The organism is Sediminispirochaeta bajacaliforniensis DSM 16054 (assembly GCF_000378205.1).
In the GTDB taxonomy this organism is placed as follows: domain Bacteria; phylum Spirochaetota; class Spirochaetia; order DSM-16054; family Sediminispirochaetaceae; genus Sediminispirochaeta; species Sediminispirochaeta bajacaliforniensis.
This window is the reverse complement of the sequence record NZ_KB899410.1, coordinates 198,493-214,696: the sequence shown is the minus strand read 5'-3', so window position 1 is coordinate 214,696 and position 16,204 is coordinate 198,493. Positions and strand designations below refer to the sequence as shown.

At 47.5% G+C, this 16,204-nt stretch carries 13 protein-coding genes; all 13 read right to left on the bottom strand.

From position 1 onward, the window contains the following. Positions 1–16: 16 nt before the first annotated feature. Complete coding sequence (locus tag F459_RS0106615; RefSeq protein WP_020611953.1) at positions 17–1,285, bottom strand: M20 family metallopeptidase; 1,269 nt, start codon at positions 1,283–1,285, stop codon at positions 17–19. A gap of 15 nt (positions 1,286–1,300) precedes the next feature. After that, positions 1,301–2,236, bottom strand: coding sequence for a nucleoside hydrolase (locus tag F459_RS0106610; RefSeq protein ID WP_020611952.1), 936 nt, complete (start codon positions 2,234–2,236; stop codon positions 1,301–1,303). 10 nt (positions 2,237–2,246) lie between these two features. Next, positions 2,247–3,179, bottom strand: a complete 933-nt coding sequence (locus F459_RS0106605) for an ABC transporter permease (RefSeq protein ID WP_020611951.1) — start codon at positions 3,177–3,179, stop codon at positions 2,247–2,249. Beyond that, a complete protein-coding gene (locus tag F459_RS0106600; RefSeq protein ID WP_026294926.1) occupies positions 3,176–4,270 on the bottom strand; it encodes an ABC transporter permease in 1,095 nt (364 codons plus the stop codon). The genes F459_RS0106605 and F459_RS0106600 overlap by 4 nt, the downstream gene beginning before the upstream one ends. A 2-nt stretch (positions 4,271–4,272) precedes the next feature. After that, positions 4,273–5,808, bottom strand: a complete 1,536-nt coding sequence (locus F459_RS0106595; protein ID WP_020611949.1) for an ABC transporter ATP-binding protein — start codon at positions 5,806–5,808, stop codon at positions 4,273–4,275. Positions 5,809–5,914: 106 nt separating this feature from the next. Beyond that, complete coding sequence (locus tag F459_RS0106590) at positions 5,915–6,967, bottom strand: BMP family lipoprotein (RefSeq protein WP_020611948.1); 1,053 nt, start codon at positions 6,965–6,967, stop codon at positions 5,915–5,917. A gap of 242 nt (positions 6,968–7,209) precedes the next feature. Continuing rightward, positions 7,210–8,277: an ABC transporter ATP-binding protein gene (locus F459_RS0106585; RefSeq protein WP_020611947.1), complete on the bottom strand. Its 1,068-nt coding sequence runs from the start codon at positions 8,275–8,277 to the stop codon at positions 7,210–7,212. Then, positions 8,267–9,568, bottom strand: a complete 1,302-nt coding sequence (locus F459_RS0106580) for an ABC transporter ATP-binding protein (RefSeq protein WP_020611946.1) — start codon at positions 9,566–9,568, stop codon at positions 8,267–8,269. The genes F459_RS0106585 and F459_RS0106580 overlap by 11 nt, the downstream gene beginning before the upstream one ends. Beyond that, entirely contained in the window at positions 9,568–10,527 is a 960-nt protein-coding gene (locus tag F459_RS0106575; protein WP_020611945.1) for an ABC transporter permease, read from the bottom strand. Before F459_RS0106575 ends, F459_RS0106580 begins: the two co-directional genes overlap by 1 nt. A gap of 17 nt (positions 10,528–10,544) precedes the next feature. Then, a complete protein-coding gene (locus F459_RS0106570) occupies positions 10,545–11,579 on the bottom strand; it encodes an ABC transporter permease (RefSeq protein ID WP_020611944.1) in 1,035 nt (344 codons plus the stop codon). A gap of 95 nt (positions 11,580–11,674) precedes the next feature. Then, positions 11,675–13,465: an ABC transporter substrate-binding protein gene (locus tag F459_RS0106565; protein ID WP_020611943.1), complete on the bottom strand. Its 1,791-nt coding sequence runs from the start codon at positions 13,463–13,465 to the stop codon at positions 11,675–11,677. An 84-nt stretch (positions 13,466–13,549) separates the two neighbouring features. Continuing rightward, positions 13,550–14,464 (bottom strand): GNAT family N-acetyltransferase, encoded by a 915-nt coding sequence (locus F459_RS0106560; RefSeq protein WP_020611942.1) that lies wholly within the window; start codon positions 14,462–14,464, stop codon positions 13,550–13,552. Further along, positions 14,464–16,152 (bottom strand): proline--tRNA ligase, encoded by a 1,689-nt coding sequence (proS, locus tag F459_RS0106555; RefSeq protein WP_020611941.1) that lies wholly within the window; start codon positions 16,150–16,152, stop codon positions 14,464–14,466. The genes F459_RS0106560 and proS overlap by 1 nt, the downstream gene beginning before the upstream one ends. Positions 16,153–16,204 lie beyond the last annotated feature (52 nt).

Genomic DNA, 16,204 nt, shown 5'->3' with positions numbered 1-16,204 from the left:
TTCTCCTCGTAGTAACTTATTTACTGCACCATTCCAAAATAAGATGTGCATATACCAATATAGCTTGGTAATAGGCTTCGATTTCCAAATATTCGTCAACGGTATGGCACTGCTCCAGATTTCCTGGACCAAACTGTAAAGTTGGACAGCCTCCAATTCCTTGCCAGAGACGGGAATCACAGCCCGCAGGAGATCCAACGAATTGTACATCCTTTCCCCGAGCCTTCTTGTATGCCTTACAAAAAGTTTTTGTGAAGGGGTGGTCAATATCGGCCTCGAACGGTCCACCCGCCTGGTATTCTGTGATAACCGGCGGATGTTCACGCATCCACAAGTCTGACTGAGCAACACGCTGTATTGCATCGATTATTTCCGCGGCTACCATGTCATGATTCATGCATCGAGGCAGATAATGGATACAAGTTTCAAAAGTACAGGAACCGGGAACAGTGGATCCTTCACTACCACCATGAATTGTACCGATGTTTAAATTTGGTGCAGGAAGAAACGAATGTTTGTAGGTTAGCAACCATTGGTGTTCTACCGCCTCCAATTCGGCGATAACCTTTCGTGCTTTTTCAATAGCACTGACACCTAGACGTTTTATTCCTGATTGTGTGGCTTTACCTTCAATGGTAACTCGAAAGAAAATGAATCCCATATGCGCAACGATGAGATCATCAGAAGTACCCTCGCAATCAATAACCCCATCTGCACGTTCTCCACTGTCGATGGCCTGCATACTTCCGTTACCTCCGCCTTCTTCATCACAGACAGAGGTAATAATGACCTCGCCCGGAAGGGGGATTTCGGCATCCTTCAATAACTGCACTGCCATAATGGAAGCCATCAGGCCCCCTTTCATGTCGGTGGTACCACGCCCAAATAATTTTCCGTCTTCAACAGTGGGAGAAAAAGGGGGATGGCTCCATTCATTTTCGTCCCCAGGAGGCATAACATCCACATGCCCGTTAAAGAGTAAACTTTTCCCTCCGTTTCCCTTGAAATGGGCATAAACGTTGTACCTGTTCTCCTGATTATGGCCGAGATTCCCCTCATGATATTTAGCATAGGTACGCTTAATGGCATCCTCTTGAATAGGATCTATCCTAACTTCATCGGCATGCATGGAGTGAAACAAATCAATCAGGTAATCCTGACCTATCTTTTCCCGTCCCCCCTCAATACCATGACCCAAATCACGAGTATCTAAAGCAACAAGATCTTCCAACCTGTGAAGATACTCTTTTTTGTGCATTTCCAAGATTGTTTCTAAATCTTTCATCTTTCATATTTTCCTTTACGAATATTGGTAAAGAGCTTGTTCAATAAGATCCCAAAATCTTTCCACATCAATATCCACTGCTACATTGCAGTTTGGTTCTAATTTTTGATAATGAAAAAGGTCACAGTTTGTTCTGCCGTAACTTTGGATACTCCGGATATCAACTTCAGCATGCACAAATTTTGTTGTAAGTAATGCCGGATTGAGAAGTGACGCAATGGTAACAGGATCGTGAACCGGCCCTCCCGGCCAGCCGAATGTTTCCCGTTGTGTCTTATTAAAAAAGTTCATGAGATCGACGAAAAGACGTGCTGCAGGTGTTTCAACTTTGCTCATCCTGTCAATAACATCAGGAGTGCACAGCACTTTTCGTGTAACATCAAGGCCCACCATTGTTAATGGACGGCCACTATCGAATACCACAAATGCGGCATCCCCATCGGTAATAATATTGAATTCAGCAGCTGGAGTCACATTTCCATTACTGTATGAGCCACCCATAAAAAGAAAACCTTTGATCTTGGGAACGATCTTAGGCTCCATACGCATCGCCATTGCCACGTTTGTCATTGGACCGGTCGTGACAATGATAATATCGTCTGAAGAAGACATAACAGTTTCAATTATGAAATTCACTGCATGTTTTTTCTCAGCCTTTTTCACCAAGGGTCCAAAAGTTGGACCATCGAGTCCCGTTTTACCATGAATATCGGAGGCAACCATCTGCTGATGACGTATCATCGGCCGACCGCATCCCGCATATACCGGTATATCCAGATTGAGATACTGACATACATTCAATGTATTTTTCACTGTTTTATCCAATGTCTGATTACCCGCAACAACAGTGATTCCCAATAAATCGAGAGCAGGGTTTTTGCCTGCAAGCATGATCGCAATGGCATCATCATGTCCGGGATCACAGTCTAAAATAATTTTTTGCTTTTCCACTATGTTCTCCTTAACCGCCGATAAGCGAACTTTTTCGCTGCATCTCTGCATAGTGTTTCGAAATCATAGAAATCGAAAGGACAACGATCGTTACTACATATGGCATAAGCAACACTATCTGTGCTGGAATTCCGAAGGATTGTAATCTACAACCGATGGAATCTGCAAAGCCAAATACCAAACACCCGACTGATGTCAACAAGGGATCTGCACCTCCAAAAAACATGGCCGCAACCCCCATAAATCCCCGGGAATTTGTCATATTTTCTGTAAAAAGGTTTGAATAACCGAGGGACAAATGAGCACCTGCCAAGCCCCCAATCACTCCGGAAATCGCAATGGCATTATATTTCATGGCAGTAACATTGATGCCGGCACTTTGCGCTGCCAAAGCAGACTGTCCTACGGCACGCAAATGCAGACCCCATTTTGTTTTGTAAAAAACAAAACTCATAAAGGCAATAAGAAAGATGACAAACCACTCCGTAATCGCCCAATTGTTGAATATACTATTTAATATTCCAGAGCCTTCAAGAAGCGGTATCTTTACACGTGGAATCGGGACTATAAGAGGGTCGGAAAATGTTCCACGCTTTCCCAGTACACTGTTTAACAAAAATTTGGTAATGGCCAGTGCGAACATGTTGATTCCCATCCCGATCGCGCAAATATCAGCCTTATATTTTAGGTGTGCAACGGCCATTATCAGAGCCATAAGAAGGCCGGCAAACATTGCCATAAGCACGCCAAGAAACCAGCTTCCACTCAAATAACTCACAGCAACAGCAGCAAAAGCGCCGGTAAGCATGATTCCTTCGGTTCCTATATTTAGGATATCAGCTTGCTGGGTCAACGCAGCACACAATGCAGCATAAATAATAGGAGTAGCCGAACGAAATGTTGCATAGAGCAATGAAACGTTAAAAATACTTTCCCAATTCATTTTCTTGCCCCCATACTCTGCCGTTTAACTTTTGTGTGAGCCAAAATTTTTAAGAGCGCTTTTTTTTGTTCCCTGGTTTTACCTTGGAATAACGTTTCCATTGTCGCAAAGATGATGAAAATTGCCGTAATAGTATCGACGATAGATTTAGGGACACCAGTTGATTGTTGCATTCCCAAGGCTCCTGACCGTAGAATAGCTAGGAAAAAGGCTATAAATGGCGTAAAGATCAAGTTGTTTTTTGCGATCAAGGCAGCCAACATGCCGTTAAACCCGAGGTTAGTTGCAAAGTTATCCAAATAGTAGCCATGGACACCCAATATTTCGATGCAACCGGTCAAGCCCCCCAAAACACCACTAAGCATCATGGAATTGATAAATACGTGTTTAGGATTGATACCCATGCATTCAGAGAATTGGGGGTTGGTCCCTACAGAGCGAAGCTTAAAGCCCAAATTCGATCGATAAAAGAGATAAATAATTACAATTACTACAGCGATGGAAATGAAGAGTCCCACATTGGCACTGCTAGGTTTCATGAATTGGTACAAACGTACATGAACAGGTTTTGATTGCGCATTCGCAACACCGGCACTCATGGAGCCGTTGACAAGATATGAACAGATATACAAGGCAACACTATTCATTAAAATCGTTGTACAGACTTCGCTGACATTATAATGGGCCTTCAAAGCTCCGGGAATATATGCCCATAAGGCACCAATGACCATTGCACCTGCAAAACAGGCGATTAGCATAATCGGCTTTGGTAAAGCCGTCCAATAGATGCCGATGAAAGCCGCTACAATACCTCCCAGATATACTTCGCCTTCCACACCAACATTAAAAGCACCTCCATGGGCGGCAATCGCAAATGCCAGGGAAGTTAGTAACAAAGGGCCAAAATTTGCGAGTGTAGTTCCTATCTGTAGTTTTCCACCGAACGCGCCTCTAAACAATGCTGCATATGCAGAAATCGGATTCTGTCCAATACAAAGAATAAAAACAGCACCAATTCCCAAGGCAAGAAGCATAGTAAGCAGAACCTTTCGAGCAGCCCCCACCATGCTATTTTGAAAATTTTTCTTCATGCTCACAGGCTCTCCTTGTTATCACTGGGAGATTTTCCACCCATCATCAAAAGCCCAATATTTTCTTCGTTTGCATCCTCGATATCCATCTCTCCCATGATTCGGCCCTCATGCATAACGATGATCCGACTAGAAAGAGATAGAATTTCTTCTAAATCAGCTGAGACAAGAAGAATACCTACCCCCTTCGCTTTTTCTTCCTCGATAATTGTCCTGATTGATTCAATTGCACCAATGTCTACTCCACGAGTAGGCTGTGATGCAACAAGAAAGGTCTTAGCTGTCCCAACTTCCCGTGCAACTACAATCTTTTGTGCATTACCACCAGACAAAGCTGACGCAAAAACGTCAGGATCATGAGGACGAATATCAAATGCTTTTATGAGAGACTCCACTTTCAACCGAATTCCGGAAGGGGCCATCATCAGCCCCTTCGAATAGGGACGCTCATCAATCTTACTTGCAATAAGGTTATCAGAGATCGTCATATTTCGATTCAAACCCCTGGTATTGCGATCTTCAGGAATGTGCGTTAAGCCATGGTTTCGAATTTTCTTGGGCGATATATTGGTTATATCTTTTTTCTTAAGAAAGATTTTTCCCTTTTCAACCCTTCGCAGTCCTGTGATAGCTTCCACAAGCTCACTTTGTCCATTACCATCAATACCGGCAATTCCAACAATCTCTCCCTGGCGAACAGAGAAGGACACGTCTCGTATCTTAGAAATTTCTTTCTCCCCAGACACCCATACATGTTGTACATCCAATATCGTTTCGCCCACAACGGCACTTTCGCGTTTGATATTTAGGAAAAGTTCTCTTCCAATCATCATTTTCGCAAGCTCTCGCTGAGACGTATCCTTTTTATTAACCGTACCAATGGAAGAGCCTTGCCGCATAACGCTGATTCTGTCGGAAATGTCCATGACTTCATTGAGTTTATGGGAAATGAACACAAGGGATTTCCCATCTTTCTTCAGGTTCTCCAGAATGACGAACAGCCGTTCTGTTTCCTGAGGCGTTAGTACGGCCGTCGGCTCATCAAGAATGATTACATTGGCCCCGCGTGAAAGTACTTTGATAATCTCTACTCGTTGAGCTTCTCCAAGGCTTATTTGGCTTACTTTTTTATTTAACTGAACTTCCATTCCATATTGATCGATATATTGCTTAACTTTTTTTTTCGCAGCATCAAAATCAATAACAAGTCCTTTTTGAGGCTCAAATCCCAGTATGATGTTCTCCAGTACTGTCAGCTGATTCACCAACATAAATTCTTGGTGAACCATACCAATCCCCATCGCTATGGCACGTTTAGGCGTAATTTGTTCAACATGCTTGCCATTGACAAAAATAGAGCCATTATTTATGGGATACATTCCGTACAAAAGCTTCATCATCGTGGATTTACCGGCGCCATTCTCGCCTATCAGGGAATGTATCTCTCCTTTTTTCAAAGTAAAATGTCCGTTCTTTACTGCTTGAACAGTTCCGAACATTTTGACAATATCGTGCATTTCAATAATATTTTCACTCAATTTCGTTCCCCTGCTTTTTCGATAAAACGATGAAACCGATAGATGAGATTATATCTTCTATCGGCTTCTGGCCTTATCTTTGCCAACGGCCTTCAACAATCGAATGTTATTTCTCCGGACCAAAACCTTTGTAATTGTCCACTACGATTTCTCCGGAAATAATTTTCTTCTGAAGCACCTCAATTTTATCAACAATGTCTTGAGGGAACTTATTACCGAGATAAGCTTTCATAACACTAAAATCGGTCAGACTCACACCACCGTCAGAAAGAGTGAGATATCTGGTATTTCCCCCGCTAAACGTCCCGTCGACAACGGATTTGATGACTAAATAACAGGCCCTATCTACTCGTTTCAGCTGCGAAGTCAAGACACTTCCCGGTTGATCATTATCCTGGTTCAGATCTACCCCTATTGCATACTTACCCGCATCCTTTGCTGCTTCCAGAATCCCTGGACCAGTACCAGATGCGACATTCATGACAATATCTGCTCCCTGTTCGAACTGAGCAAGCGTGAGCTCTTTACCTTTTAGGGGATCATTCCAGGATCCTGCAAAGGACTGAAGAATTTTTATGTCCGGGTTGATATATTTGGCACCCTCTTCATAACCGATATAGAAGTCATGCAATACAGGGATATCCATTCCGCCGACCCATCCAATAACCGCTTTGTCATTTACACCGGGGATCTCCGCATGCGTCGTGAACATTGCAGCAGCGGCGCCGGCTAAAAACGATCCCTGGTTTTGAGCAAAACTAATGGATTCTACATTATCCTGCTTCACCACAGTATCGATGATTGCAAACTTGATATTCGGATACAGCGGAGCACACTCCTTTAGATACTCTTCAAAATTTGAGGAAGAACAAATAATCAAATCGTACTGGACTTCGCATGCGGAAAGCAGATTTGCCTTCCATTCATCCGAAGTGGTGCCTTGCAGATTTTTTACTTTGACGCCGAGCTCCTGTTCGGCCAGGGTGGCTCCTGCATCGCACGAGTCGTTATAGGATTTATCTCCTAAGTTTCCGCTGTACACAATACAAACGCGAAGCTGTCCTGAGTCAGCAGAAGCCCCCGTTTCGGTATTTCCGTTGGCAAACAGCGTGGTTACTGTCAATGCCAAAGCCAACATGATGACCAATTGTTTTCTCATCTTGTCCTCCTTAAAATAATGTATATTCCACCATGGAAAAACGTTTTTCCAAATTTGGTAAAACGTTTTTCCAACAACGTAAGTTTATTATTAACCATATTTCATTATCCGTCAATTTTTTTTTACAAGCATTGATAGAATGTATCGGACCACAATAATCGACATAATCGAACAGAGTTAACAAGAATGAGGCTATTTACAAAAAAAACGGCCGATCTCCATGGAGACGGCCGTTTTTTTGTTCAATTGAGTTCCCGCCATCTGTGGCAGGCGACAAGATGGCCGCCTCCGGCATCCTCAAGCGCGGGAATGCGTTCTTTGCAAATCTCCTTGGCATAGGGACAACGGGGATGGAAACGGCAACCGGACGGAGGGTTCAGAGGATTTGGAACATCCCCCGAAAGGATGATCTTTTCAATCTTGGTCTCAGGATCCGGAATGGGAATTGCAGAAAGCAGCGCCTTGGTGTAGGGATGCAGCGGTGTCTTGAACAGCTCAGGCGTCTGAGAGAGCTCCATCATCTTTCCCAGATACATTACGGCAATCCGCTGAGTGATATACTTCACCACCAGGAGGTGGTGGGTGACAAAAAGATAGGTAAGCTGGAATTCATCCTGAAGTTTTTTAAGCAGATTCAGGATCTGTGCCTGTACCGAAACGTCGAGGGCGCTGGTAGGCTCATCCATCAAGATAAACTTGGGATTGGTTGCAAGGGCACGGGCCACGGCAATACGCTGCCGCTGTCCTCCGGAGAACTCATGAGGATATCGACGCATGTGCTCACGGGAAAGACCGACGGTGCCAAGCAACTCGACTACCCGTTCATCAACCTCTGCCACACTGGAATAGACATGCTGGATTATCATTGGCTCACCGACGATATCCTTAATCAGTAGTCGAGGATTAAGGGAGTTTGAGGGGTCCTGGAAAACGATATTGATCTTTCGTCGGGCTTCTTTCATGGCCTTGCCCTTGAGGCGGGTAAGGTCCATCATCTTTCTCATGGCCTCGGCCTTTGCGACATTCTCCTGCTTGTCGGAAGCAAGCAAGGCCTCAAGCTCCTCAATCTTTTCTGCATCCTGATCAAGATAGACACGACCGGCGGTGGCATCATGAAGCCGCAAAATAGCCTTTCCCAGAGTTGTCTTACCACATCCGGATTCTCCAACCATACCGAGACATTCGCCTCGCTTAATCTGGAAAGAGACATCGTCCACAGCCTTCACATCGGCGATATGCCGACGCATGACACCCCCCTTTACGGGGTAGTATTTTTTCAGATTTCTGATATCAAGGATGTTATCGTTCATTATGCTTTTCCCCCGTGAAGAGATGACACGCGACAAAGTGATCCTTCGAATGCTCGATAGTGACCGGCTTTTCTTTCTTGCAGATATCCATCGCATAAGGACAACGGGGATGGAATCGGCAGCCTGTCGGCGGATGGATCAAATTGGGGACCGTTCCGGGAATGGTTTGTAAGGCCCCCTCCTGCTCAACCTTCGGAACCGAATTCATCAGCCCCTTGGTATAGGGGTGAAGCGGATCCTTAAAAAGTTCCTTTACTTCCGCCGTCTCCACCGCATCACCGGCATACATAACCGTGACCCGGTCACACACCTCGGCAACAACACCGAGATCATGGGTAATAAACAGTACTGAAGAAATAAGGGTTTCTTTTAGCTTCTTGATGAGGTCGAGAATCTGGGCCTGAATGGTAACATCGAGATTACTTGTCGGCTCATCGGCAATCAACATACGGGGATGACATGCCAAAGCAATGGCTATGACGATACGCTGCTGCATGCCGCCGGAAAGTTCATGGGGATATCGATCCACCACATTGTCGGGATTGGGAACCCCCAACTGCCGCAAAAGATCGATCACATACCCCCTGATGGTAAGGGCAATCCGCTTTCGATAACGCTTGAAAAAAGGAACATGCGAGGCAAATTGAACCAAAGGAGCCCTCTTTCGAATATGCTCCCGGTGTCGTTTCAAAGCCTCCCGTTTTCTAATATCAGAGGTATCTGTGGCCTCTTCAAGGCGGTAGAGCTGTTCATCAATCTCAAGCACCAATCGATTATGCCGTTCATATACCGCCCGTTCCCGAGCCATGAGGCCACGAATCATCTTCTTGTAGGGGACAAATCCCTTTCCGGCATCTATATCTTCTGAAAGTCTTTTTTCCGTTTCTTCGAGCATCTGGGGCATACGGTGAAACCGAAAACTCTCTCCTACCTGTTCACCAATGGAAAGCACAGGATTTAGAGAACTGGAGGCCTCCTGGAAGATCATGGAGATGTCGTTTCCCCGGATCGTCTGCATAAATGCTTCGCTACGGCCGACGATATCGATCGCCTTGTCCCGCTGCTCTTCGCTGAAAAAGAGATGAATCTGTCCGCTTTCGATTCGGCCGGGAGCCTGTACAATCCGCATCATGGAACGGACGGTCACGCTTTTGCCACATCCCGATTCGCCCACGAGGCCGTAGGTCTCCCCCTTGTTGACATGGATACTGACTCCGTTCAACGCTTTAACGACGCCCTCGAAAGTATAAAAATTGGTATAGAGCTCCTTCGTATCAGCAAGCTTTTCCACTATTTTCTCCGCATCTTTGGATCGAAAACGTCACGAATGGCGTCCCCGAGAAGGTTCCATCCGAGTACAAACAGCGCGATGGTGAAGCCGGGAATCAACACCACATACCAAAAGGCAAGCCGATCACCCGGAGGCCCGACGATCCAGTTTCTGCACGTGGAAACCATCTGCCCCCAATCGGCATATTCGGCCCCGGATCCAAGCCCGAGAAAGGAAAGGCTCGCCGCAGAAAGGACCGTGGTACCTATCTGCATCGAAGCGACAATAATAACCGAAAAAATACTGTTGGGCATAACATGGCGGATGAGGGTCCAAAGATGCCCCGCTCCGCTCGCCTTTGCCGCCTGAACATAATCCATGTCCCGGACAACCAAAATCTCCGAACGAATAACCCGCGTATAGCTGGGCCAGTTCAAAATAATGAGCACAATAACAATCGACTGCAATCCTCGCCCGATGGCCACAACAAGGGCCATCGCCATGACAAGGAATGGAATCGAATAAAAGATGTCGGTTATTCTCATGATGATCTCATCGACGACCCCCCCGAAATAACCGGCAAGGGCACCAAGAACAATACCCACGACCAAATTCGCAAGAACGACAAGAATACCAATCTTGAAGGCGTTTCGCGCCCCCCAGATGATACCGTACAGAATGTCGTACTGTTGCGGAAGGGTACCGAGGGGATTCTCCGCAGAGGGAGGCGACGGAGTCATCTTCCAGCCGTTGTGAGGCATCTTATAGGGATCATCCGGATACTCGGGCGGGGCCAGTAAAGGGGCAAAAATTGCCAGAACTGCGAAAAAGAGAATAATGGATACACCGATGATGGTCAGAGGATTCTTGAAGAGCCGCTTCATCGAAAAACCGAACTCTTTCCATCGGGGATGGGCCGATCTTACTACCGGCTTAACCGCCTCGGCGTTGATGGTCTGCTGATTGTCGTTTGTCTGCATAACGTAAGACTCCTTACTCACCCAAGACGGATTCTCGGATCGATAGCCGCATAGATGATATCAACAATCAGATTCACCGTAACAAAAACCATACCGAGAAACAGTACGTTGAACATGACTGCCGAGACATCAAGCTGGGTCGCAGCTCGTGCCATCCACCACCCGAGTCCCTTTCTGCTGAAGATGGTCTCGGTAATCACCATACCACCCATCAAATTGGCAAACATGACACCACTGACCGTTATGACCGGCAACAGGGCATTTCGCCGTGCATGTTTATAGTTGATGGTCCGCCTGTCGGCGCCCTTTGCAAGAGCGGTCCGAATATAATCCTGTCCAAGCTGTTCCAGCATGTTACTTCGCATGAGGCGCATGATCAGGGCCGAAGAAAGGATGACAAGATTGATGATAGGCAAAAGAAGATGCATGAGAGCATCTTTAAAAAGGCCCCACCGACCGTTGAGTATGGCATCTATGGTGATAAGGGATGTGTAATGATGAAATCCCTGACTATATAATAAGTCTTTTCCTTCATTGGAAAGGGTCCCAGGCGGGAAAATACCGAGGAGCCCATAGAAAAGCATCAACAAAATAAGGCCGAGCCAGAAGGTCGGTAAAGAATAGCCGATAATTGCGAAAATTCTGGACCCGTGATCAATGGGCGTATCCTTGTGGATGGCCCCCAGGGTCCCAAGCCAAACCCCGAAAAGAATAATAAGAGGTGTCGAATAGAGGACAAGCTCGAAGGTAACGGGAAAGTAGCTTTTAAAGGCCGAAAGGACGGGAGCCTCGGCAGTAGCGGAATAGCCGAAATCGCCCTTTAATACATTACCCATCCAGCGGAAATACTGAACCGGGGCAGGGTCGTCCAGGCCGTAGGTTCTGATAATATTTTCGAACTGATCGGGGGAGATCTTTTCGTTGGTGACATAGGCAGCCGCCCGCATACCGGGAGGAAGAAGCATCATCACCGAAAAAACCAGGATGGAAACCCCCAGCAGAACAAAGATCATAAAGAATAGTCTTCGAATGATATAGTTAACAAGACTCACAGGTTTTCTCCGAATCGTATATGAAAATCAATCGGAAGGAACAGCTCCCCGGTAAGAGAACCGGGAAGCCGTTATAGATTGATGGAAAGCCGATATTAATACTCTTTTGTAAACTGGCTGAAAATAAGGGGATGGTTCTCCATGGGATGGAAAACATAGCCCTTTACCCAGTCCTTAAAGTATCGGCGGGATACCGGCTGATGCATAACGATACCGGGAGCATCCTCCAGCCATATATCCTGTATGCGGTAGTAAATCTCTTTCGCCTTGGCAGGATCGGTTTCGATGGCTCCGGCCTCGAGGAGACGGTCCGCCTCGGGGTTGTTGTAACCGCATCGACCGCCGTAAACACCCTGTGAGTGCATATAGGTCGTCATAAAGTTATCGGGGTGGGGATAATCAGCCCCCCAACCGATGTAGAAAAGGGGCAGAGTCCTGGCACGGGTGGCCTGAACATAACTGGCCCATTCGATTCCGCGAACATTAATCTTAAACTTCGGATTGAGCTTCATGATGTTTTCGGCCAGCATCTTGACGGAAGCCTCACGCACCTCGTTTCCTGTGTTGTAGAGGAAATCCATCTTAAAACCCTTGTCCCAAACCTGTCCGCCCCAGGCCTTTTTAAAATGCGCTTCGGCCTGTGCAGGATCATAGGGAATCCGCTTAAGGGAATCGTTTCGGTAGGGAAGTCCGGAAACATGGGGAGTGGGACAGTCGATACCAGCCCCGTTCAGGATGTCGGAGATATAGGTATCTTCATCCCAGCAGTAACTGAAAGCAAGACGAACATCTTTATCCGTAAAGAAATCGGAGGGAATACCATCTCCGTCCAGTTTTGCACTATAAATAGCAGGGTTGTCCGTGGCATTGATATCCTGATTGAAGTTAATTGCACGAACACCGAGTTCTTTCAAATCTTTGACAACGGTAATACCGCTCTCTTTCTCCATCTCATCGTAATAAAGGGGATCTACCTCGACACAATCCGCATCGCCCTGGAGAAGCATCAGTTTCCGGGTCGACCATTCATCAACCACTTTGTAAATTCCCTTAGCAAGAGCAGGCTTTTCACCGTGGAAATCCTCGTTTCGCGTCATAACGACCTCTACACCGCGTTCCCAGCGGTCAAGCTTGTAAGGGCCGGTGCCGGAAGCGATATCGTTAAGGGTTTCTTCTCCGTTGGCAGGAGCGTTGTAGCTCTTCCAGGTGGACTCGGTGCCGTCCCAACCGCCGTTGGCAATAACGAAATCCTTATCCACAATCGCAGACCAATAGCCCGAAAGAATCGCAAGAAATGGAGGAAAAGGGGCTTTCAGATTGAAAACCACCGAGTCTCCCTTAACCTGAATTGCATTCTGCAAATCTTCCCATTTTGCAACGATGTTTCCATCCCCGTCACGGCTTGAGTAGGTACCGAAGAGGGGGAAATAGAGCATCCAGACGGGGCCAGCGTCGGGATCGGTCACCAGGGAACGGATAAAGGAGTACCGCACCACCTCAGGAGTGAGCTCATTTCCGCTATGGAATTTGATTCCCTTTCTGATTTTGAATGTATAGGTCTTTCCGCCATTGGAAATGCCGCCGTTCTCAACCGTAGGAACCTCCTCACAGAGAACGGGAACGAACTTGTCCACGGCAGAACCGTCGAAGAAGACCAATGTCTCGTATAAATTCTGGATTACACCGCCGGATACTTCGTCATAGGCTCGGGCGGGGTCCAAGCTCTCTACGGTGCCGTAACTGGCATACACAAAGGTATCCGGATTCTTGATTTCTTTCGCCGCAGGTTCCGACGTTGCCGCGGAACCACCTTCCTGAGTACCACCTGCAAAAGCAAGGCCGGCAACAAGAAGTAGGGCAAAGATGACTAAAAAGCTCCTTTTCATCTTTCACTCCTTATAAAAAAAAACTTGCTCTATAGACTAAAACAGATATTGGCCTTTGACAAGCACAGTAGGCAATGGTAATTACTATTGTAAGCGTAAATTCACAAAACAACTTCGCCGAACAGTGCTAAAGCCGGCCTCTTCCAGAAAAGGAAGCAAAACCGCGCCATTACCAGGGACATCCAGCAGCAAACCAGCAGCCTCTCTTGCGGCAGCCTCTTCCCGTACCTGTTCTATCAATAGCTTTGCAAGGCCAAGTCCCCGAAAACGGGGATCCACGAAGAGCAGAGGCAGACGAAACACAAACCCTTCTTCGGCATTGAATCCAGCCATAAGAGCAAAACCGGCACGACCACCGTCAGGGGCGGCGGCGGAGACCATTACCACCTCGTCTCCGTTTTCCAGCACAAGCATGCACTCCTCGACAAAACTGCGAAAGAGAAGTTCCTCGGACTCCGGAAAAAGCCTCTGAAAACAATATTCCACCAGCTCCTCTTCCACCGGCTCCGGGAGGGTCTGTACCTCAAGCGGGAAATCACTAAGCACAAGCTCGCCGGTCTCTTCCGGTTCCGGACCAAGAGAGGCAAGGTCTCGGGCCTCTTCATTCCTGTGAAACCAATCCCGCACCGTTTGCCGCATCTCATGTTCTTTGAAGGAGTACCACAACTTCTCAAGCGGACCATGATTCTTGAGAATATCCTTAAACCGCCGAAAGACCCCCTTTCCTCCGGCAAGGGCACGACTAAGTTCCTCCCGATACATGGGGTTATTCAGGCTCGAAACGAATTTTTCCATGAGCCGAAAGCCGTCGGCAGACGACCAACGCGGTATGGAAACCAGTTTTTCGGATAGGGATTCACCCTCATCCTCCGTTTCAAAACCCGCAGCAGGAACTACCTCAAGCTTCTCCATATGAAAAAGAAAGCTCTCTTCCTGGTTTTCCATGGCAAAAATGATCTGATCCACCACCTCGGATGAAAGGATGACCCGATGGCCCATCACGACTCCTCCCGGAGCGCCCTGACCACCGAACGAATATCTGCAAGAGGCACAAGCCTCCGCCTATCCGCTCTTCTATCGTAGAGTTCGGCCCGTCCATCTTCCAGAGTGGAAGCACTGATTACGATCCGCCAGGGAATTCCCATCAATTCCGAATCTTTGAACTTAACACCGGGAGATTCGCTCCGGTCGTCGATAAGCGTATCCTCACTTATCGATGCATAGAGTTGCTCCACTTCCCTCCTTACGGATTCTCCCTTGCCGATCCCCATCAGGAAAAAGCGGTAAGGGGCCAGAGAAGGCGGCCAAAGCAGCCCACGGGCGTCTCTTTTCGTTTCGGCAATAGCGCCGAGAAGCCTGTCGATACCGATTCCGTAAGAACCCATGTGGGGATAGAGCCTCTTACCGTTCTCCTCTCTAAATACAAGCTCCATTCCCTTCGCATAGAAATCTCCAAGCTTGAAGATATTCCCCAGTTCGATGGCCCTAACCGCTTCGAGCGGAGTCCCGCATTGAATGCATCGATCCGATTTCCTTATCATGGCGATATCGACAACGTGCTCGCTCTCGAAATCACGGCCGAAATTGCAGTTCAGAATATGGGTATCGGGTTTTCCCCCTCCGGTGATGAGATTCACCGAGCCTGCCACACTGTCGTCGACGACAACGGGCAACGTAGAGGGAGCGGAGAGGGGACCAAGACAACCGGGAACCAGACCGAGGGAGGTAAGTTCGGAGGGCCCGGCAAAGGCGATCAGGGGTTTGCCAAGATAGGCGGAAAGCTTTTCCTCGCTGATGTCGTAGTCGCCGCGAACAACCGCCATGGCATAGCCATCGGGAGTACGATAGACAATAGACTTCATGAGTGAAGAATTCTGTACACCGAGGAATTCGGAAACCCCGTCGATGGTTTGGATGCCGGGAGTGGGAACCTCCTCCATCCGCCCCGGCACCCCCTGGCTGTACTGTTTCCTCCCCCGTGCAACATGGCGATTGGCCCGATATCCGCAAACCGGGCAGCTCATGACGACATCGTCGCCCAAGTCGCTGGGAAGCAGGAACTCATAGGCCTTTTCTCCCCGCATATATCCGACTCCGGATTCCGCCGTGAGAATATCAAGGCCGCAGCGAGAAAAAATCCGCTCGTAGGCGGCAAACATCTTCGGAAAAAAATTATTGAGGGCCGTAGCGCTGCGATGAAAGGAGTAGGCATCCTTCATTTCAAACTCTTTCAGCCGAACAAGCCCCTGACGCACCCGTTCCTCATCCCGGAATTTCCTTTGGAACTGAAAAAGAAGAACGGGAAAATCCCGATACGATCGGAGCCCGTAGCGAGCCAATTCGACAAAAGCCTCTTCGTGGCTGGGAGAAAGGACATAGCGGCGTCCGCTCCGATCGGAGAACCTGATCATATCGCGGTCTATCAGGTGTTCCCGGCCCGAACGCTTCCAAATATCGGCGGGGTTTACCAGCGGTACCGAAACCTCCTGACCACCGAGACGATCCATCTCCTCTCTGATGATCTTTCTCAGCTTTTCGACCATCTTGATACCAAGAGGAAGATAGGAATAAAGACCATGCCCGAGCGGGCGTATAAAACCTCCGCGAAGCAAAAACGAAAGCCCCTCGCTCTTTACATCCTGAGGAGTACTTCTGAGTGTTTTACCGAACAGATGACGGTATCTCATTGCGGCTATTGTAGCTTCCCCGGAAAGAGGGGTCAAGCAGCCCTTGACTTGA